This window comes from Stenotrophomonas sp. 610A2, from assembly GCF_030549615.1.
Taxonomy (GTDB): Bacteria; Pseudomonadota; Gammaproteobacteria; order Xanthomonadales; family Xanthomonadaceae; genus Stenotrophomonas; species Stenotrophomonas pigmentata.
Window position 1 is genome coordinate 4,357,922 of record NZ_CP130832.1, and the last position, 18,894, is coordinate 4,376,815.

General features: G+C 65.3%; 17 protein-coding genes. 13 read left to right on the forward strand and 4 right to left on the reverse strand.

Going from position 1 to position 18,894, the window contains the following annotated elements; all coding sequences use genetic code 11:
• Positions 1 to 39: 39 nt before the first annotated feature.
• From bioF to bioC, 3 genes are all read left to right on the forward strand, one after another.
• Positions 40 to 1,248 (forward strand): 8-amino-7-oxononanoate synthase, encoded by a 1,209-nt coding sequence (gene bioF / locus Q5Z11_RS19280; RefSeq protein WP_303747882.1) that lies wholly within the window; start codon positions 40 to 42, stop codon positions 1,246 to 1,248.
• A gap of 17 nt (positions 1,249 to 1,265) precedes the next feature.
• The gene (gene bioH, locus Q5Z11_RS19285) at positions 1,266 to 2,033 is read left to right on the forward strand and encodes a pimeloyl-ACP methyl ester esterase BioH (protein WP_303747883.1); all 768 of its coding nucleotides are present in this window, start codon (positions 1,266 to 1,268) and stop codon (positions 2,031 to 2,033) included.
• Positions 2,034 to 2,132: 99 nt separating this feature from the next.
• Positions 2,133 to 3,020 (forward strand): malonyl-ACP O-methyltransferase BioC, encoded by an 888-nt coding sequence (gene bioC, locus Q5Z11_RS19290; protein ID WP_303747884.1) that lies wholly within the window; start codon positions 2,133 to 2,135, stop codon positions 3,018 to 3,020.
• Between the two features lie 299 nt (positions 3,021 to 3,319).
• Here the strand turns inward: bioC and Q5Z11_RS19295 are convergent, their stop codons facing one another.
• The 3 genes from Q5Z11_RS19295 to Q5Z11_RS19305 are packed head-to-tail and all read right to left on the reverse strand — an operon-like array spanning position 3,320 to position 5,348.
• Positions 3,320 to 3,751, reverse strand: a complete 432-nt coding sequence (locus Q5Z11_RS19295; RefSeq protein ID WP_303747885.1) for a ketosteroid isomerase-related protein — start codon at positions 3,749 to 3,751, stop codon at positions 3,320 to 3,322.
• Positions 3,752 to 3,780: 29 nt separating this feature from the next.
• The gene (locus Q5Z11_RS19300; protein WP_303747886.1) at positions 3,781 to 4,401 is read right to left on the reverse strand and encodes a YdcF family protein; all 621 of its coding nucleotides are present in this window, start codon (positions 4,399 to 4,401) and stop codon (positions 3,781 to 3,783) included.
• Entirely contained in the window at positions 4,386 to 5,348 is a 963-nt protein-coding gene (locus Q5Z11_RS19305; protein ID WP_303747887.1) for a pyridoxal-phosphate dependent enzyme, read from the reverse strand. Before Q5Z11_RS19305 ends, Q5Z11_RS19300 begins: the two co-directional genes overlap by 16 nt.
• Before the next feature lie 143 nt (positions 5,349 to 5,491).
• On the opposite strand from Q5Z11_RS19305, the gene Q5Z11_RS19310 reads away from it, so the two are divergent.
• The 10 genes from Q5Z11_RS19310 to Q5Z11_RS19355 all read left to right on the forward strand — a co-directional run bounded on the left by Q5Z11_RS19310 (position 5,492) and on the right by Q5Z11_RS19355 (position 17,525).
• Entirely contained in the window at positions 5,492 to 6,124 is a 633-nt protein-coding gene (locus Q5Z11_RS19310; protein ID WP_303747888.1) for a hypothetical protein, read from the forward strand.
• Between the two features lie 490 nt (positions 6,125 to 6,614).
• Positions 6,615 to 8,504 (forward strand): tRNA uridine-5-carboxymethylaminomethyl(34) synthesis enzyme MnmG, encoded by a 1,890-nt coding sequence (gene mnmG, locus Q5Z11_RS19315; RefSeq protein WP_303747889.1) that lies wholly within the window; start codon positions 6,615 to 6,617, stop codon positions 8,502 to 8,504.
• Positions 8,505 to 8,846: 342 nt separating this feature from the next.
• The gene (locus tag Q5Z11_RS19320) at positions 8,847 to 9,386 is read left to right on the forward strand and encodes a gamma carbonic anhydrase family protein (protein WP_303750089.1); all 540 of its coding nucleotides are present in this window, start codon (positions 8,847 to 8,849) and stop codon (positions 9,384 to 9,386) included.
• A 77-nt stretch (positions 9,387 to 9,463) separates the two neighbouring features.
• Positions 9,464 to 10,384, forward strand: coding sequence for a DUF2167 domain-containing protein (locus tag Q5Z11_RS19325; protein ID WP_405051623.1), 921 nt, complete (start codon positions 9,464 to 9,466; stop codon positions 10,382 to 10,384).
• Positions 10,385 to 10,566: 182 nt separating this feature from the next.
• On the forward strand, positions 10,567 to 11,262 hold the full coding sequence (locus Q5Z11_RS19330) for an RDD family protein (RefSeq protein ID WP_303747890.1): 696 nt from the start codon (positions 10,567 to 10,569) through the stop codon (positions 11,260 to 11,262).
• Entirely contained in the window at positions 11,259 to 12,251 is a 993-nt protein-coding gene (locus Q5Z11_RS19335) for a stage II sporulation protein M (protein WP_303747891.1), read from the forward strand. Before Q5Z11_RS19330 ends, Q5Z11_RS19335 begins: the two co-directional genes overlap by 4 nt.
• On the forward strand, positions 12,241 to 13,830 hold the full coding sequence (locus tag Q5Z11_RS19340) for a DUF4129 domain-containing protein (protein ID WP_303747892.1): 1,590 nt from the start codon (positions 12,241 to 12,243) through the stop codon (positions 13,828 to 13,830). The genes Q5Z11_RS19335 and Q5Z11_RS19340 overlap by 11 nt, the downstream gene beginning before the upstream one ends.
• Positions 13,827 to 14,975 carry a DUF4350 domain-containing protein gene (locus Q5Z11_RS19345; RefSeq protein ID WP_303747893.1) on the forward strand — a complete coding sequence of 383 codons (1,149 nt, stop codon included), beginning with the start codon at positions 13,827 to 13,829 and terminating at the stop codon, positions 14,973 to 14,975. The genes Q5Z11_RS19340 and Q5Z11_RS19345 overlap by 4 nt, the downstream gene beginning before the upstream one ends.
• Positions 14,972 to 16,003 carry an AAA family ATPase gene (locus Q5Z11_RS19350; protein WP_282267923.1) on the forward strand — a complete coding sequence of 344 codons (1,032 nt, stop codon included), beginning with the start codon at positions 14,972 to 14,974 and terminating at the stop codon, positions 16,001 to 16,003. The genes Q5Z11_RS19345 and Q5Z11_RS19350 overlap by 4 nt, the downstream gene beginning before the upstream one ends.
• Positions 16,004 to 16,226: 223 nt before the next feature.
• Positions 16,227 to 17,525, forward strand: coding sequence for a DUF58 domain-containing protein (locus tag Q5Z11_RS19355; RefSeq protein ID WP_303747894.1), 1,299 nt, complete (start codon positions 16,227 to 16,229; stop codon positions 17,523 to 17,525).
• Between the two features lie 180 nt (positions 17,526 to 17,705).
• Here the strand turns inward: Q5Z11_RS19355 and Q5Z11_RS19360 are convergent, their stop codons facing one another.
• A complete protein-coding gene (locus Q5Z11_RS19360) occupies positions 17,706 to 18,893 on the reverse strand; it encodes a glutathionylspermidine synthase family protein (RefSeq protein ID WP_303747895.1) in 1,188 nt (395 codons plus the stop codon).
• Position 18,894 lies beyond the last annotated feature (1 nt).

Below are 18,894 nucleotides of genomic sequence, written 5' to 3' on the forward strand. Positions count from 1 at the left end.
CCGGGTACGCTAGCCGCCCGCTTGACCATGAACCTTGCCATGGCCCGTCCCGACATCCACGACCGCATCAACGCCCAGCGCAAGCTGCGGCTTGCTCAGGGCCGCATCCGCACCCGGCGCAGCATCAGCCGCCGTGACGGGGTGCGATTGGAGCTGGACGGCCGCTGGTTGACCGGCTTCTGCAGCAACGACTACCTCGGCCTGTCGCAACAGTTCGAGGTGATCGCCGCGCTGCAGGACGCCGCCGGCCGCGAAGGCGCCGGCAGCACCGCCTCGCACCTGGTCTGTGGCCACCACAGCGTGCACGAGCAGCTGGAACGCGAGATGGCCGACTGGCTCGGCTATCCGCGCGCCCTGCTGTTCGACAGCGGCTTCATGGCCAACCTCGCCGTGCAGCAGGCGCTGCTCAGCGAAGAAACCGATATCTGCGTGCAGGACCGGCTCAACCACGCCAGCCTGCTAGACGCCAGCCGCCTGGCCGGCTGCCGCCTGCGCCGCTATCCACACCTGGACAGCGAAGGCGCCATGCGCCAACTCAAGAACACCGCCGACGGCGCGGCCATGCTGGTCACCGACGGTGTCTTCAGCATGGATGGCGACATCGCCCCGCTGCGCTCGCTGTCACTGGTGGCACGCATGCAGGAGGCGCTGTTCTATGTGGATGACGCCCACGGCATTGGTGTGATCGGCGAACAAGGCCGCGGCTGCGTGGCCGATGCCGGGCTGGGCGTGAAGGAAGTTCCGCTGCAGCTGGCCACCCTGGGCAAGGCGCTTGGCAGCCACGGCGCGGTGGTGCTCGGCGAGGACGCACTGATCCAGCACCTGGCCGAAACCGCACGCCCCTACATCTACACCACCGCCCTGCCACCGGCACAGGCTGCCGCCTCGCTGGCGGCGGTGAAGCTGGCGCGCCGCGACCATTGGCGCCGCGAAAAACTCACCGAACTGATCGCCAGCTTCCGCGAAGGCGCACGCCGGCACGGGCTGGAATTGATGGCCTCGGAAACCCCGATCCAACCGCTGCTGTGCGGCGACGAAGCCACGGTAATGGCCTTGTCGGCGACGCTGGAGCAATCCGGCTTCCTGGTCAGTGCGATCCGCCCGCCGACCGTGCCCGAAGGCAAGGCACGCCTGCGCGTGACCATGTCGGCGCTGCATACCGTCGCGCAGGTCAAGGCACTGGTAGACGCCATCGCCAAGGCCCGCGATGTGGTGCTGTACCAGAAGTCCCTGAACACTGTTGCCTGAGAAACGGTTGTAACGCCATGCATATCGAAGTCACCGGCAGCGGCCCGGCATTGGTCCTGATCCACGGCTGGGCATTGCATGGCGGCATCTTCGCGCCGCTGGTCGAGCGGCTTGCGCCGCACTTCGAGCTGCATGTGGTCGACCTGCCAGGGCACGGCCACAGCCGCGACGATGCAACACCCTTGCGCCTGCCCTACCTGGTCAACGCCATCGCCAGCGCCACGCCGGCAGCGGTGTGGTGCGGCTGGTCGCTGGGCGGGCTGGTTGCCTTGCATGGTGCCGCCACGCTGCCGCAGGTACGCGGGCTGGCGATGCTGGCGGCGACGCCGCGCTTCGTCCGCGACGCTGATTGGCCAAATGCGGTGGAGCCGGTAGTGTTCGAGCAGTTCGGCCGCGATCTGGAACAGGACTATCGCGGCACCCTCGAACGCTTTCTCGCCCTGGACGTGATGGGCTCGCAGCACGCCCACAGCGAACTGCGCACCCTGCGCGATGCCTTGGTCGAACGTGGCGAACCGGCCCCACGCGCCCTGCACGAAGGCCTGGCCCTGCTGGAGCGCAGCGACCTGCGCGGTGGCCTGCCTGGCCTGCACAAACCCGGCCTGTGGATAGGCGGGCAGCGCGACCGGCTGGTACCGTCCAAGGCCATGCACCAGGCCGCCGCCTTGGCGCCGGCAGGCCTGCACAGCGCCCACACCATCGAAGGTGGCGGCCACGCCCCGTTCCTCGGCCATGCCGATCACGTTGCCGGGCTGCTGCAACAGTTTGTTGCTGGCTGCGCGTGAGCGGTTACGCGGCCATTCGCGCTGGCTGGCCGATCATGTCGTCGGCTGCCTGAGCACCGCAGCGCTTCCCATCCTGAATCACGAATCCGAATCACCGCCATGTCTTCTCTGTTCGACCCCAAACACGTCCGCCGCGCCTTCTCGCGCGCCGCCAGCAGCTACCACGCCGCCGCCGTGCTGCAGCAGGAAGTGGCCAAGCGCCTGCTGGAATCGCTGGACTACTTGGAAGACCGGCAACCGCAGGTGGTGTTGGACATAGGCAGCGGTCCGGCCCATGCCACCGCGGCGATGAAGAAGCGCTGGCCGAAGGCGCAGGTGATCGCCCTGGACCTGGCCCTGCCAATGCTGGCCGAAGCCAAGAAGCAGGCCGGCTGGTGGCGCCCGTTCTCGCGCGTCTGCGCCGACGCCCGCGCCCTGCCGCTGGCCGACAACAGCGTGGACGTGATCTACAGCAACCTTTGCCTGCAGTGGGTGGAAGACCTGCCAGCGGTATTTGCCGGTTTCCGCCGCGTGCTCAAGCCCAATGGCCTGCTGGTCTGTTCGACGTTTGCGCATGACACGTTGGTGGAACTGCGCCAGGCCTTTGCGCAGGCCGATGACACCTCGCATGTCAGCCACTTCGTGCAGATCGCCCAGTTCGGTGATGCCTTGATGATGGCCGGCTTCCGCGATCCGGTACTGGACCGCGACATGTTCACCCTGACCTACGACGACCTGCCAACGCTGATGCGCGAGCTCAAGGCGATTGGCGCCACCAACGCCATGCACAGCCGTCGCCACACTTTGACTGGCCGCAGCCGTTTTGCGGCAGCACGCGATGCCTACGAGCCGATGCGTCGCGCTGACGGCAAGCTGCCGAGCAGCTGGGAAGTGGTGTATGCGCATGCCTGGGCACCGGCACCGGGCGCACCGATCCGTGAGCAGGGCCAGGATGTGGCGAGCGTGCCGCTGTCGGCGATTCCGATTCGGCGGAAGACGACGGAGTAAGGATCCGGGGAAGTCTGCTTTGGCTTTGGCTTTGGCTTTGGCTTTGGCTTTGGCTTTGGCTTTGGCTTTGGCTTTGGCTTTGGCAGTTGATTTTCTCCTCTCCCCTTGCGGGAGAGGATGCCGAAGGCAGGAGAGGGGGCGGCGTAAGCCGCCAAGCTCATGCACCTTCAGATCGCGCATCGATCGGCAATCAGACATTGCCAGCTTCGCGGCTTACGCCGCTCCTACAAAAGACAGAATGTGAGCTTCGCGGCTTACGCCGCTCCTACAAGAAGCAGAAAGCAAAAAGCGCAGTGTTGTTACGCGCCCGCTACCTGCGCGATCCAGTCCTGCAGGTTGTAGTAGTTGCTGACGCGGCTGATCTTGCCATCGCGCACGTCGAAGAACGCGCCACCCGGCAATACGTAGCGTTGCCCCTGTGCCGGCGGCAAGCCTTCATCGGTGTGGTGATACTCGCCGTGCACCACGTACTCGGCCGCTACCCGCAGGCCGTCATCACTGGCCATCACCACCACGTCGTGCAGCTGCTCGCGGTAGCTGGCCTCCATGCGCTGCAGGAACGCTGCAAACACAGTGCGGCCGGTTTCACGCGGACCTTGGTTCAAGTCATGCGCCACGTCTTCGCTCAGGCAGGCCAGCATGCCCGCCCAGTCGCCACGATTGAACGCGGCGTAGTACGCAGTCACCAGTGCAACAGACTGCTGCCGTGCTGAAGATTCATTGCCAGACATTACTTTCCCCTTGAAACCGACAACACCGCTCAAGCCCCTTTTACAAACAGGTCGCGGTGGAAGAAATAAACCTCCTGCAGCAGGAAACGCCAGCTGGTATGGAAGCTGCGGAAACGCGTGCTCGGCGTCGACGATGCCAGCGCATCGATGCCCAGCTCCCTGGACAGGCGCAGCGCGCGGGCCATGTGCAGCGGGTCGCTGACCACGATCACCTTGTGCATGTCGTGCTTCAGCATCACCTGCTTGGCCTCGACCAGGTTCTGCCGGGTGGTGCGCGAGCGGGTTTCGATCAGGATGTCCTTGCCCGGAATCTTCTGCTTCAGCGCGTAACGCCGCGCCACCTGCGACTCGGAGAAGCGCGCACCCGCGCCACCGAAGCCACCGGTGAAAATCAGCTTGGGCGCATAGCCCTGCTGGTACAGATCCAGGCCATGGCGGATGCGCTCCTCGAACACCGGCGAAGGCTTGGCATCGTAGGCCGCGGCACCAAGCACGATGATGGCGTCGGCCGGCGCGGCCTGGTCGCGGTCGCCTACCCAGATGATCCAGGCCGCCACACCCAGCAGCCACAGCAGCAACAACACACACAAGCGCCACACCCAGCCCATCAGGCCCGTGCGTCGAACTGCTGACTTCATGCCTGCACCCATGGCAAGGCATCCAGGTCCACGTTGCCGCCGGACAGCACCAAACCCACGCTGCGTCCGACAAAGCGCTGCGGCTGTGCCAGCACTGCTGCCAGGGTGATCGCCGAGGACGGCTCAACGGTCTGCTTCATTACCTGCCAGATCAGCCGCATCGCGGCCACGGTATCGGCATCGTCCACGCTGATCACGTGTGCCGCGCCGTGCAGCAGCTCGAAATTCGGTGCACCCAGCGCACCGCGCAGGCCATCGCAGAGCGTATCCGGCACGAAATCGATCAGCCGCTCGCCTGCCGCCAGTGACCGCGCGGTATCGGCCGCACCGGCAGGTTCGGCCAGCACCAGCTCGCAATTGGGCAACAGCTGCTGCATCGCCAGCAGGCTGCCAGCGGCCAGGCCACCGCCGCCGACCGGCACCACCAATACGTCCAACTGGGTCCCCGCTTGGCGGATCAGTTCCAGCACGGCGGTGCCCTGCCCGGCGATTACCCGCGGGTCGGCGTAGGGATGAACCAGGGTTGCGCCGGTTTCCCGCTGCACGCGCAGGCATTCCGCCTCGCGCGCGGCCTGGGTTGGCGCGCAGCGCCACAGCGTGGCCTGGTTGCGCTCGATATTGGCCAACTTGGCCGCCACCGCGCCCTCAGGCACCACCACGTGGCAGGGAATCCCGCGCGAGTGCGCCGCCAGCGCCAGTGCTGCGCCATGGTTGCCCGAGGAATGGGTCACCACACCGTGCCGTGCGTGCTCCACATCCAGCGACCACACCGCGTTGCAGGCCCCGCGGAACTTGAACGCGCCGCTGCGCTGCAGGTGTTCAGCCTTGAAATGCAGGCTGGCGCCAGCCAGCGCATCCAGCGCGCGCGAGCGCAGCACCGGGGTGACCGTCGCGTGGGCGGCGATGCGTGCCGCTGCCGCCAGAACCTCGGCAAATCCGGGCAGGGGGAGTTCATTCATGCTCAAAGGTTAGCCCACGCCCCGGCCCTGCGACCATCTCATCTGCGCACACGTTGTATGTTCAGCCATGTAGATGCGAATTAAGGGTCGATTCAACGCTGCGGCCCGAAGCTGGATGCCATACCCACCAGGGGGGACCTTTCATGATCAAGCGCCTGATTATTTCCACCGGCCTGTTGCTGGGCCTGTCCGGCTGTGCCTCGTACGACTACGTGGGCGGCGGCTCGGGCGGCTATTACCACGGCGCCCCCTCGGTGCAGTACAGCTATCCGTACGGCTACCCGAACAGTGGCTACGGTTATGGCGGCTACGGCGGTTATGGCTATGGCAGTGGCTATTACGGCTACGGCAACTACGGTTACCCGGTGTACCGGCCCAACTACAACCGCCCGCGCCCGCCGTATCACGGCAACGGCCCGCGTCCACCGGGCAATGGCAACGGCCATGGCCCGCGCCCGGGCGGCGGCGACCACAACCATGGCGGTAACGGCCCACGCCCGCCGGGCAACGGCAATGGCGGCAACGACGGGCGCCCGACCCGGCCGCCACCGCCGGTCAATGGCGGCGGCAACAAGTCGCCGTGGCGCAACCTGGACAACCTGAGCCGTCCGCCGCCGCGTGCCAACAACCAGCCAATGCAGCGCGCCCAGCCCATGCAGCAGGCGGTGCAGCGCCCCCAGCCTGCGGCTCGCCCGGCTATTCAGGCACGGCCGATGCCGGCCCGACAGGCGTCACAATCCCGGCAGCCGAGCGGCGTCCGTATCCAGGAACGATAAAAAGGTTGCAATTGGCGTAAATGCAGGCATTCTTGGTCCCACGGGTGACCGCTAACGTCGCATAGTGACCCAACCGGTCCCGCCCAGACAGTTCAATGTCGATGTCCGCCAGGAAATCTGGATCCCCCCTGTTCCGGCCCTGTCGGACATCGGCGCCTAAAAAGACAAAGCCCCGGCCTAGGCCGGGGCTTTGTCTTTTAACGCTTTCCCGCCAAGGCGGGCCCTGCTGGATTGCAAGGCCGGTAGTCCCCCGACTACCGGCCCCCTGCTACCCCAACGTACGCTTCGGTCGGCCCCTGTTCCAATTCCGACCTTGTTGCGCCTATGTCGCATGCCACGTTGGGTGCAATGTATTAACTGCAGGTTGCGTGCCAACTTTAGGGCTGATGCGTACCTGATTGCGGTTGGCGGTAAAATCACCATATGCACCGTCACATCGTGGGAATACCCCGCTGACGGACTTCACACTTTCTTGACCGATCTCACGCCCATGAGCGACTCCTTCTACCGTTACGACGTCATCGTCATTGGCGGCGGCCACGCTGGCACCGAAGCGGCCCTGGCCGCAGCGCGTGGCGGCGCCCGCACCCTGCTGCTGACCCACAACGTCGAAACCGTCGGCGCGATGAGCTGCAACCCGGCCATCGGCGGCATCGGCAAGGGCCACCTGGTCAAGGAAATCGATGCGCTGGGCGGGGCCATGGCACATGCTGCCGACCGCGCCGGCATCCAGTGGCGCACGCTCAATGCCTCCAAGGGCCCGGCCGTGCGCGCCACCCGCTGCCAGGCCGATCGCAACCTGTACCGGATGGCGATCCGCGGCATTGTCGAGGCGCAGCCGAACCTGACCTTGTTCCAGGCGGCGGTGGACGACCTGATCATTGAAGGCGACGCCGTACGCGGCGCCATCACCCAGACCGGCCTGAGCTTCCACGCCGCTGCCGTGGTCCTGACCGCCGGCACCTTCCTGGCCGGCAAGATCCACATCGGCGAGACCCAGTACACCGCCGGCCGCATGGGCGACCCGCCGGCAACCACGCTGGCCGCCCGCCTGCGCGAGCGCCCGTTCGTCATTGACCGCCTGAAGACCGGTACGCCGCCGCGCATCGACGGCCGTTCGCTGGACTACAGCGTGATGGACGAACAGCCCGGCGACGATCCGCTGCCGGTGATGTCCTACCTTGGCGATGTCCGCGAGCATCCGCAGCAGGTGAGCTGCTGGATCACCCATACCAGCGAGCGCACCCACGACATCATCCGTGGCGCCCTGCACCGCTCGCCGCTGTACAGCGGCCAGATCGAAGGCATCGGCCCGCGCTACTGCCCGTCGATCGAGGACAAGGTGGTGCGCTTCGCCGAGAAGAACAGCCACCAGATCTTCGTCGAGCCGGAAGGTCTGGACGTGGTCGAGATCTATCCCAACGGCATCTCCACCTCGCTGCCGTTCGACGTGCAGCTGGAACTGGTACGCAGCATCCGAGGTTTCGAGCAGGCGCATATCACCCGCCCCGGCTACGCGATCGAATACGACTTCTTCGATCCACGCGGCTTGAAGAACACGCTGGAAACCCGTCAGGTCAACGGCCTGTTCTTCGCCGGCCAGATCAACGGCACCACAGGCTATGAAGAAGCCGGCGCGCAGGGCCTGCTGGCCGGCATCAACGCCGCGTTGTTCGTGCAGGGCAAGGACGGCTGGTGCCCGCGTCGCGATGAAGCGTACATCGGTGTGCTGGTCGATGACCTGATCACCCACGGCACCAGCGAGCCCTACCGCATGTTCACCAGCCGCGCCGAATACCGGCTGCAGCTGCGCGAAGACAATGCCGATACCCGCCTGACCCCGAAAGGTCGCGAGTTGGGCCTGGTCGATGACCGCCGCTGGTCGGCGTTTGAAACCAAGCAGGCCGCCGTCGCCAGTGAAAGCGCACGTCTGCGTGGTATCTGGGCAACGCCTGGCAACGCGCTCGGCCGCGAAGTCGCCGAAGCCACCGGCGTGGCCGTCAGCCGCGAAACCAATGTGCTGGACCTGATCAAGCGCCCGGAACTGGATTACGCCAAGTTGATGCAGGTGCCCTCACTCGGGCCGGGTGTTGATGATGCGCGCGTGGCCGAGCAGGTGGAGATCAGCGTCAAGTACGCCGGCTACCTTGACCGTCAGCGTGATGAAATTGAACGCTCACAACGGCACGAGAACACCGTCATCGTCGAAGGTTTCGACTTTGCTTCGGTGCGTGGCTTGTCGGCTGAGGCATTGCAGAAGCTGGAACGGGTGCGCCCGCAGACGATTGGCCAGGCGCAGCGTATTCCGGGGATGACACCGGCAGCGATCTCCTTGTTGCTGGTGCATCTGGAGCGGGCGCGACGCGGCAAGGTGGCTTGAGGTTCTGATTTGGTTGATGGCGGTAGGAGCCTAGGAGCTTTACCCCTCCCCAACCCTCCCCTCCGCCTTCGGCGCAAGGGCGGGGCTGTTTCGCGCGTTCCTTCAGATGGCGAAGCGCTGCTTCTACCCCCTCCGTTGCGCCGAAGGCGGAGGGGAGGGTTGGGGAGGGGTGCCGTTCGCGACCATTCCAACGTCGACCGCGCAACGTCGCTCACATCAATGCATCTCCGCTGCACCTGATTTCCAGACAAATACCAAACCACCTGAAGCCAACCGCGCAAAGCCGCAACCAAGCCGCGCGTTATCATGCGCATCAACGCCTCACCGACATCGAACACCACCATGCCCGCACTACGCCCTTTCCTGGATAAAACCCCCACCCTCGGCGAGCGCGTCTATATCGACGAGGCCTGCACCATCATCGGTGATGTGCAGATTGGCGACGATGCGTCGGTGTGGCCGGGTACGGTGATCCGCGGTGATGTGAACTACGTGCGCATCGGTGCGCGCACCAATGTGCAGGACGGCACCATCATCCATGTCAGCCACGACAGCCCCTACAACAAGGGTGGCTACCCGACGCTGATCGGCGAAGGCGTCACTGTCGGCCATGGCTGCATCATCCACGCCTGCACCATCGGTGATTACTGCCTGATCGGCATGGGTGCCTGCATCCTCGATGGCGCGGTGATCGAAGCCAATGCCTTCATCGCCGCCGGTGCGGTGGTCGGGCCGGGCAAGGTGGTGCGCAGCGGCGAGTTGTGGGCCGGCAACCCTGCGCGGTTGATGCGCCAGCTCAGCGAGAAGGATATCGAGGGCCTGCGCTATTCGGCCGACCACTACGTCAGGGTCAAGGACCAGTACCGCGGCATGCAGGGCTGAGCCGTCAGGCATTGTCGGCAAGCACCTTGCGGGTGCACACTGCCGGCCCGGCGTGGGGACGCCTTTGAGGGTTTGACATGAAGTCGATGAAAATCGTGGCGCAGCGCCTGTTGGCTGCTGTGGCACTGTTGTGTGTGGTTTCCTTTGCCGCCTCTGCCCAGGACGCTGCCCAGGAAGAACAGGGCATGAGCGCGGAGCAGTTCGAGCAGTCGCTGCAGTTCCGCAGCGGGCAGATCGAGGTACCCGAGGCACGGGCCCACTTCAATTTGAATGACGAGTTCCGCTATCTGGACAAGGCCGATGCGCGCCGTGTGCTGGAAGACATGTGGGGCAATCCGCCCGATGACAGCGTGCTCGGCATGATCGTGCCGCGCAGCCCAGGCTTGAACGATCAGGGCAGCTGGGCCGTGGTGGTGACCTGGTCCGACGATGGCTACGTGTCGGACGAAGATGCGAGCAAGATCGACTACGACGATCTGCTCAAGACCATGCAGGCCGATACCCGCGACAGCAACCCGGAGCGCATCAAGGCCGGCTACGGCTCGCTCGATCTGGTGGGCTGGGCGGTACCGCCGCGTTACGAAGCCGGCAGCAAGAAGCTCTATTGGGCGCGCGAGCTGGCCTTCAACGACCAGCCCGATCACACGCTCAACTACGACATCCGCGTGCTCGGCCGGCACGGTTACCTGAGCTTGAATGCCGTTTCCGGGATGACCGAACTGGCAACCGTGCGCGACGGCATGGACAAACTGCTGCCAATGGCTGAGTTCGACCAGGGCGCGCGCTACGCCGACCACAACCCCAGCACCGACAAGGTCGCCGCCTACGGTGTGGCTACGCTGATCGGCGGTGGGCTGGCGGCCAAGGCTGGGCTGTTCGCCAAGCTCGGCCTGCTGTTGGCCAAGTTCTGGAAGCTGCTGCTGATCGGCGTGCTGTTCCTCGGCGGCGCGATCAGGAAGCTGTTCGTGCGCGGCGACGACAACCGCACCGTGCGCTGACGCCAACCTCACCCAGTCCATCATTTCCGGGGTGGGCTGGGTTTTCGTGCTGCCGCCAGCTAAAGTCAGCACTCTGATAGGGACGTAGCAGAGACACGAATGCCACAGGCATCCGTCCGGGCTGGACTCCGGGCTTCCATTGGCCGCATGCACCACCAGCACCTCGTGTTGGAATCATTGCAATGAGCACAGCGCGGCCGATGCTGGACACCTACCGCGAGGTCATCACGCCGGAAGGCGTACCGCTGCACCTGCCCGCCGCGGGCCCGGTGCCGCGTGCATTGGCCTGGCTGATCGACCTGTGCGTGCGCTTTGGCGTGCTGACGGTGATGAGCCCGTTGCTGATCGCGTTGGGCGAGTTTGGCCGCGGTCTGTACCTGGGGCTGATGTTCCTGATGTTCTGGGCCTATCCGATCGTGCTGGAGGTGTGGTTCGGCCGCACCCTGGGCAAGAAGGTCATGGGCCTGCGTGTGGTCGCCCGCGATGGCGCACCACTGGGCTGGATGCCTGCGATCGTGCGCAACCTGCTGCGCACCGTCGACGCACTTCCCTTCGGCTATGCACTGGGCCTGGTCACCTGCCTGTTCGACGCGCATGGGCGCCGCCTTGGTGATCTGGTCGCAGGCTCGCTGGTCATCCACACATCTTCCCGTCCCGCTGTCGCACCGGCGCGCATCGATACCGTATTGGCACCTTCCCTGCCCTTGCAGCCAGGCGAGCAGGCGGCACTGGTCGCCTTCGCCGAACGCGCGCCAGGATTGTCAGCCGGGCGCCAGCGCGAGCTGGCCGATCTGGTCAGCGGGCTGAGCCAGGAGCGCGGCCAGGCCGGCGTGCTGCGCTTGTACGCAATGGCCAACTGGCTGCTGGGGCGGCGATGAGACAGGAACAGTTCGTCACCCGCTACCAGCACGAATGGCAGCAGTTCGAGGACTGGCTGCAGCGTCATGGCGAGCGCTCGCGCAAGCAGCGCCAAACCAACGATCCCACCCTGCTGGGCGATGAAACCATCCCGCAGCGTTACCGCCGCCTTTGCCAGCAGCTGGCCTTGGCGCGCCGCCGCGGCTACAGCCCGCAGCTGGTGGAGCAACTGCAGCAGCTGATGCAGCGCGGCCACAATCTGCTCTACCGCACACCGGCTCCGCGCTGGCAGCGTGCGATTGAATTCCTGTTCGCCGATTTCCCGACCACCGTGCGCAGCCAGGCCGGTGCGATGTGGGTGGCCTGCGCGCTGTTCGTGCTGCCGCTGGCCGGCATTTTCGTATTGCTGCAATACAAGCCGGACCTGATCCACATGCTGATGGACCCCCACCAGGTCGCGCAGCTGGAACGCATGTACGACCCGGCCGCCGACAACCTGGGCCGCGACAGCGGCACCGACTGGGCGATGTTCGGCCACTACATCATGAACAACATCAGCATCGGCCTGCGCACGTTCGCAAGCGGCTTGCTGGCCGGCATCGGCACCATCCTGGTGCTGCTGTTCAACGGCGTCACCATCGGTGCGGTTGCAGGGCACCTGCAGCACATTGGCTACGGCGATCCGTTCTGGCGTTTCGTGGTCGGCCATGCACCGTTTGAGTTGACGGCCATCGTGATTGCCGGTGGAGCAGGCCTGCAGCTGGGCCTGCGCCTGCTGGCGCCGGGCCGCAAGCGGCGCATCGATGCCTTGATCGAAGGCGGCGTGATTGGCGCGCGGCTGTGCCTGGGCGTGGCCTTCATGCTGCTGGTGGCCGCGTTCATCGAGGCCTTCTGGTCATCGATCGCGTGGGTGCCGATGTGGGGCAAGCTCAGCGTATCGGCCGTGCTGTGGACCGTGGTGCTGCTGTGGCTGTGGCGCGGCGGACGTGGGGGTGGTCATGCGGATTGACCAACTCGATGTCGTGCTGCGCGCCCGCTCACAGTGGGAAGCAATGGAACTGGGCACCGCCTTGGTGCGCCGCCACGCCGGGGCGATCTGGAAACCCTGGATCCTGCTGACCCTGCCCGTGTTTGCCCTGCTCAACCTGCTGGGCTGGTGGCTGGACAACTTCTGGCTGTCCAGCTTGATCCTGTGGTGGTTCAAGCCGCTGTTCGAACGTATTCCGCTGTACGTGATTTCGCGCGGCGCATTCGGTGCCGAACCCAGCACGCGCCAGACCCTGCGCGCGCAGTGGAACTGGGGCTGGCGCGGCGTCGGTGCCTACCTCGGCTGGCGCCGGCTCAGTCCGGCGCGCTCGCTGCTGATGCCGGTCGATCTGCTCGAAGGCGGCGATGCTGCACAACGGCGCGCGCGCCGACATGCATTGGGCGGTGCCAGCTACGGCCACGCCTCGCTGCTTACCTGGGTCTGCTGGCACTTCGAGACGATGCTGCAGCTTGCCGGTGTCGCCCTGGTCTTCATGTTCGTGCCGGTGGAATTGCTGTCCGAATCACTGCGCGCCACCTGGGAACTGATTGGCGAGGACACCCCGGCATGGGCGTGGATAGGCTTCAATCTGCTCGCATGGCTGGCCATGACCTTGATCAGCCCGTTCTACAGCGGCGCCGGCTTTGGCCTGTACCTCAACCGCCGCACCCAGCTGGAAGCATGGGATGTGGAAATCGCCTTCCGTCGCCTGCGCGAACGCCTGGCCGGGATGGCGCCCATGCTGGTGTTGTTGCTGGCCGTGTTCGTGCTGCCATCGCTGCAGGCGCGGGCACAGGATGCGGCAGACACGGATGCCGGCAACAGCCACGGCAATCACAAAGCCGCTGTGCAGGCAGACGCTGCTGCTGCCAGTGCAACCTCACCGCAGCGAATGTTCGGTGCTGCACCGGCTGACACCGCCGGTTTCCGCCAGGCCGCAGCACGCGCCTATGAAGATCCGCAGCTGGGCGCCAAGCGCAACGTGACCCGCTGGGTGAGGAAGGCTTCGGACAAGACGCCCGACGCCAAGGAAGACAAAGACCGCCCCGATGCAGGCCCGATCTTCAACGCCATCGCCAAGGCGGTGGCGCTGATCGGTGAAAGCATCCTGTGGATCCTGCTCGGCGTATTGCTGCTGGTACTCGCACTCACCGCACGCTGGTGGCTGCCGTGGTTCCGTGGCGATGGCCGCAGCACCCGCGAGGTGCAGGCACCGGCAACCCAGGAGGCACTGCTGCTGCCGGAAGTACTTCCGCCCGACATCCTCGGCAGCGCCCGCCGGCTGTGGCGCGAGGGCAAGCCACGCCATGCGCTGGCATTGCTGTACCGCGCCTCGGTTGAAGTGCTGGTCGAACGCGGCAACGTGATCCTGCCACCGGGTGCCACCGAGGCGCAGTGCCTGCGTGCATCGCGCAAGATGCCGCAGGAAGCCGACCGCAGCCTGTTCGCGCGCATGGTTCGCACCTGGCAATACGCCGCCTATGCCGGCCGCCTGCCCAGCGATGAGGAATTCGAAACGCTGACCAAGGAACTGCATCAGCAGTACGGGTGGCCGGCATGAACGCGGCGCTGCGTAATTCCCTGATCGTGGTGCTGCTGTTGCTGACGGCGCTGATCGCATTCTGGTTCGTGCGCAACTTCGAACGGGCCAGCGAAGAGATCACCCTGCCCGCTTACGGCGAACCGACCTACAACGCGTTGTACGCGCTGCGCGAGACCCTGATCCGCGATGGCAGCAAGGCTGAAACCCGCCGCCAGCTTGATCTGCCGGCCATGCAGCTGCAGCCGGGCGATACCGTCTTGATGCTGGACGACCCGCGCCTGCTCACCCCGACACAGGTGGAAAGCCTGCTGGACTGGCTGCAGTTCGGCGGCCACCTGGTGTTGCAGGCACCCGATGCCGACGAAGACCTCGATGGTGACGAACAAGGCCTGCTGGAACGCTTGGGCGTGGTCCCCAGTGAAGTCCCGGCGCGTTGCCAGATCTGGCAGGTGCCAGGCCAGGAATCGCACAACGAGTTCTGCAGCGGCAACCGCTTCACCCTCGCCGAGAAAGCCCGCGCCGAGCGCCGCTGGGCCGACGCTGGTGACGACGGCACCTTGGCGTATGCGCGCCTGCGTTACGGCCTTGGCCGGGTCGATGTACTGGGCAGCATGGACTTCCTGCTCAATGGCGGCGGCGAGCGCGACACCGGCCTGCGTGACATCCCGCACCGCGATCTCACCCGTCTGGTGCTTGCCCCCAACTACGGCAAGGGCAGCACCCACCTGATCTATGCGATGGAGCTGCCATCGCTGTGGAAGACGCTGTTCCAGCGCGGTTGGCCGGTGTGGGTGCCGTTGCTGCTCGCGCTGCTGGCATGGCTGTGGATGCGCTGCCAGCGCTTCGGTGCCCTGCTGCCCTCGCCGCGCGAAGACCGCCGCTCTCTGTTGGAGCATGTGCGCGCCAGCGGCGAGCACCTGCACCGCTACCGCAAGTCGCCGCTGCTATACGACGCCGTGCGCCAGGCCTTCCTCACCCGTCTGCGCCGTCGCGTGCCGGTGGCTGCCGCGCTGACTGGCGACGCCCAGGCGCAGGCCATTGCCGATCACCTGCAGTGGCCCATCAGCCGTGTGCAGACCGCCTTGCAGATTCCCCCTTCGCAGGACGACATTGCCCTGCGTGACCGTATCCGCTTGCTCATCCAGATGAGAAACCAGCTATGACCGACGAGTTCACTCCGCCTGCCCTCCCCGGCGATGCACCCGCACCGACGCCCGCGCCTGCGCCCGCGCCGGTCAACACGGATTTGATTGAACGCGTCGAGCGCATCCGCGAAGCAGTCGGCCATGCCTTCATCGGCCAGAGCGACGTGCTGGACCAGATCCTGATCGCCCTGCTGGCCGGCGGCCACGTACTGATCGAAGGCGTGCCCGGACTGGGCAAAACACTGTTGGTGCGCGCCCTGGCACAGGCATTGGAACTGGACTACGCACGCGTGCAGTTCACCCCCGACCTGATGCCCAGCGACGTCAGCGGCCACGCCGTCTACGACCCCAAGACCGAAAGCTTCAAGATCCGTCGCGGCCCGGTGTTCACCAATCTGCTGCTGGCCGACGAAATCAACCGCGCCCCGGCCAAGACCCAGTCGGCACTGCTGGAAGTGATGCAGGAAGGCCAGGTCACCATCGAAGGCAAGGGTTTCTCGCTGACGCCACCGTTCCTGACCATGGCCACGCAGAACCCGGTCGAGCAGGAAGGCACCTATCCTCTGCCGGAAGCACAGCTGGACCGTTTCCTGCTGAAGGTGCTGATCGACTACCCGCAACTGGAAGACGAGAAGCAGATGGTGCAGGCCATCACCACCGGCCGGACCGCCAGCGACTTCAACCTCAGTCAGGTACCGCGCGTACTCAGCGGCGCCGACGTTGTGGAACTGCAGAAGGCGGTGGCTGCGATCACCGTTGACCCGCAGGTGATTGATTACGCCGTGCGCATTGTCGCGGCAACCCGCAAGTGGCCGGGCATCGCCCTCGGCGCCGGCCCGCGCGGTAGCATCGCGCTGGTTCGCGCAGCACGCGCACAGGCGGTGCTGTCCGGCCGCGACTTCGTCACCCCGGACGACGTACGCGAGATCGCCAAGCCGGCACTGCGTCACCGCATCGCACTGGCCCCGGAACTGCAGATCGAAGGCCAATCCGCCGACGACGCCCTGACCGCCCTGCTCGCCAAGGTGGAGGCCCCGCGCAAGTGAGCAAAGCGGCAAAAAGCGCCAGCACCTCAAACGAAGCCCGTGCTTCAGCCCCCTCCCTTGCGCGCGTAGCGTGCAGGGGAGAGTTGGGGAGGGGTGCCGTAGTAGCTCCTGCTCCCTCCCTTGCGCGCGCAGCGCGGAAGGGAGGGTTGGGGAGGGGTGCTTCGGCTCTTGCTTTCGCTCCTAAGCGCCAAACCCCAACACACCAACCAACCAGGCCCACGCAGTGAGACCCGCTCCCCTACTGATCACCCTGCTGGTGCTCTGGAGCCTGCTCGGCCTGCCAGTTGCCCTGCACTACCTGCCACTGCAGGCATGGACCATCAGCGCAGCGGCAATCGCAGCACTCGCCCTGCTCGACCTCCTGCTGCTCTGGCGCAAGCCCAGCCCACAGGTACGTCGCGAACTCCCCGACTCCCTCGCCCTGGGCGTCGAGCGTGAAACCTGGCTGCAGCTGGATTCCTACGGCAGGCAACGCATCGATGTATTCGACCTGCTGCCAGATGGCTGGAACAGCAACGGCCTGCCACGCAGCCTGAAACTGGGCAAAGCCAGCGAAACCCGCTTCAGCTACCGCTTCACCCCGGCCAATCGCGGCACCTTCGTGTTTGATGGCGTACACCTGCGCCTGCATTCGCCGCTGCGCCTGTGGCGGCAGCAACGCACCGTTGGCACACCGCAGACGGTGCGCGTCTATCCCAACTTCGCCCCGCTTACCCGCTTTGCCCTGTTGAGCGCGGAAATGGCCTCTCGCCTGGTGGGTGCACACCTGAAGCGCCGGCGTGGCGAAGGCACCGATTTCCACCAGATGCGCGAATACCGCGTCGGTGACAGCCTGCGCCAGATCGACTGGAAAGCCACCTCGCGCGCACGCAAGCTGATCTCGCGCGAGTACCAGGACGAAAAGAACCAGCAGCTGGTGATGATGATCGACACCGGCCGGCGGATGATGGCCGACGAAGGCGGGCTGTCGCATTTCGACCACGTGCTCAATGCCTCGCTGGTGGTGTCGTATCTGGCGTTGCGCCAGGGCGACGGCGTCGGCCTGTTCGCCAGCGGTGGTGACAGCCGTTGGGTAGCACCGAAGCGCGGCATGGGCGCAATCGACAGCCTGTTGCGCGCCAGCTATGACCTGCAACCCAAACCTGTAGCTACCGACTATCTTGCAGCAGCCACGGAGCTGTCATTGCGGCAGTCACGGCGCAGCCTGGTGATGTTGGTCACCAACGTCCGCGACGAAGACATTGAAGATCTATTGGCTGCCGTACGCCTGCTGCAGAAGCGGCATCTGGTCTGCGTGGCCAGCCTGCGTGAGCGCGAACTGGATCAGGCTTTGGCACGCGACGTGGAAACTGTTCCTGAGGCGATACAGGCCGGCGCGATTGCTGCGTACCTGCAGCAGCGCAGCGATGCGCATGAAGCACTGCGCAGCCATAGAGTGATGGTGCTGGACGTCACCGCTGAAGAATTGCCGGCAGCGCTGGTCGAACGCTACCTGGCAGTAAAGCGCGACGGCCTGCTGTAACCGGCTTCGCGGCTCACGCCGCTCCTACAAAAGCCGCGTCATGTAGTGCCGAGCCATGCTCGGCAGGAGCATTACCGCCAATCCCGATGTAGTGCCGAGCCATGCTCGGCAGGGGCATTACCGGTAAAGCTTCAGCCGAGCATGGCTCGGCTCTACAGTGATATTTCAGACAGCGACCGCTTATAGATAAATCCTGGTCGTGCCCTGCGGCGCATCATCAATGATGGCGTGCGGCAGGAAACGGGCGCTGTCGCGGGTGATGCGGCTGTTGTCTTCGCGGATGCCAACGCCACAGGCGCGGTCGCCGACTATCCAGCTACCCACCAACGGGTAGTTGCCGTCAAACACCGGCAGCGCATGGAATGCCTGGCGGATGCTCGGCCCGTTGTACGGCCCCTCGCTCTCCTGCCAGCTGCCGTCGCTCATGTGCATCGCAACGTTGGCACCTTCGCGCGAATGCAGCGGCTTTCGCACCCAGCCGGCCGGCAAGGCACTGCCATCGTCGAAATAGGACTCCAGCAGGTTCGGGTGGCCGCGATGGCGATCCCACAACAACGGCAAGATGCCCTTGTTGCTCAGCACGGCCTTCCACGCGGGCTCCAGCAGCTGCACACCCGAACGCGGCAAGGCTGCGCCGAACTCTTCGCGCATCAGGTCTTCCAGCGGGTACAGCTTGAACAGGCTGCCGATCACCACGTCATCCAGATCGGTGAAACGACCGTCAGCCGACAAGCCGATGTCTTCGATTGCAATCGCCGCCGCGTGCAAGCCGGCCTGGGCCGCGCAATCACGCAGATAGGCCACCGTGCCCTGGTCTTCCTCCGACTCACCCACCGCGCTGAAATACAGCGGCGGCGGCAGCCGCGAGGTCAACTCGGCAAAACGCTCAACCAGGGTCTCGTGGATGGAGTTGAACTGATCGGCCTGCTGCGGCAATGCGCCACGGTTGCGCTGATCTTCCAACCACTGCCACTGGAAGAACGATGCTTCGTACAGCGAGGTCGGCGTGTCGTAGTTCAGTTCGTACAGTTTGGCTGGGCCATTGCCGTCGTAGGCAAAATCCAAGCGGCCATACAGATGCGGATCACGGCGGCGCCAGCTTTCGGCGATCCAGTCGCGGAATGCCTCGGGGATGGCCAGCTGCGCCATCAGCGCATCGCTGCCCACCACCTCACCGACCAGATCCATCGCCATCGCATGCAGCTCGGCGCTGGGATCTTCGATGTCGTTCTCGATCTGGCGCAGGGTGAACGCGTAGTACGCGCTTTCATCCCAATACGGTGCACCGTCGATGGTGTGGAAGCGGAAGCCCGCCTCCGCAGCACGGGCCTTCCAGTTGCCGCGTTCGGCAATTGCAACGCGCTTCACT

Bases quoted from the DNA above. Each gene is read 5' to 3' on its own strand.
- bioC (WP_303747884.1), top strand. From the start codon at position 2,133: ATGTCTTCTCTGTTCGACCCCAAACACGTCCGCCGCGCCTTCTCGCGC.
- Q5Z11_RS19345 (WP_303747893.1), top strand. From the start codon at position 13,827: ATGAACGCGGCGCTGCGTAATTCCCTGATCGTGGTGCTGCTGTTGCTG.
- mnmG (WP_303747889.1), top strand. From the start codon at position 6,615: ATGAGCGACTCCTTCTACCGTTACGACGTCATCGTCATTGGCGGCGGC.
- Q5Z11_RS19320 (WP_303750089.1), top strand. From the start codon at position 8,847: ATGCCCGCACTACGCCCTTTCCTGGATAAAACCCCCACCCTCGGCGAG.
- Q5Z11_RS19335 (WP_303747891.1), top strand. From the start codon at position 11,259: ATGAGACAGGAACAGTTCGTCACCCGCTACCAGCACGAATGGCAGCAG.
- Q5Z11_RS19295 (WP_303747885.1), bottom strand. From the start codon at position 3,751: ATGTCTGGCAATGAATCTTCAGCACGGCAGCAGTCTGTTGCACTGGTG.
- Q5Z11_RS19350 (WP_282267923.1), top strand. From the start codon at position 14,972: ATGACCGACGAGTTCACTCCGCCTGCCCTCCCCGGCGATGCACCCGCA.
- Q5Z11_RS19300 (WP_303747886.1), bottom strand. From the start codon at position 4,401: ATGGGTGCAGGCATGAAGTCAGCAGTTCGACGCACGGGCCTGATGGGC.
- Q5Z11_RS19330 (WP_303747890.1), top strand. From the start codon at position 10,567: ATGAGCACAGCGCGGCCGATGCTGGACACCTACCGCGAGGTCATCACG.
- bioF (WP_303747882.1), top strand. From the start codon at position 40: ATGGCCCGTCCCGACATCCACGACCGCATCAACGCCCAGCGCAAGCTG.
- Q5Z11_RS19305 (WP_303747887.1), bottom strand. From the start codon at position 5,348: ATGAATGAACTCCCCCTGCCCGGATTTGCCGAGGTTCTGGCGGCAGCG.
- Q5Z11_RS19340 (WP_303747892.1), top strand. From the start codon at position 12,241: ATGCGGATTGACCAACTCGATGTCGTGCTGCGCGCCCGCTCACAGTGG.
- Q5Z11_RS19325 (WP_405051623.1), top strand. From the start codon at position 9,464: ATGAAGTCGATGAAAATCGTGGCGCAGCGCCTGTTGGCTGCTGTGGCA.
- bioH (WP_303747883.1), top strand. From the start codon at position 1,266: ATGCATATCGAAGTCACCGGCAGCGGCCCGGCATTGGTCCTGATCCAC.
- Q5Z11_RS19310 (WP_303747888.1), top strand. From the start codon at position 5,492: ATGATCAAGCGCCTGATTATTTCCACCGGCCTGTTGCTGGGCCTGTCC.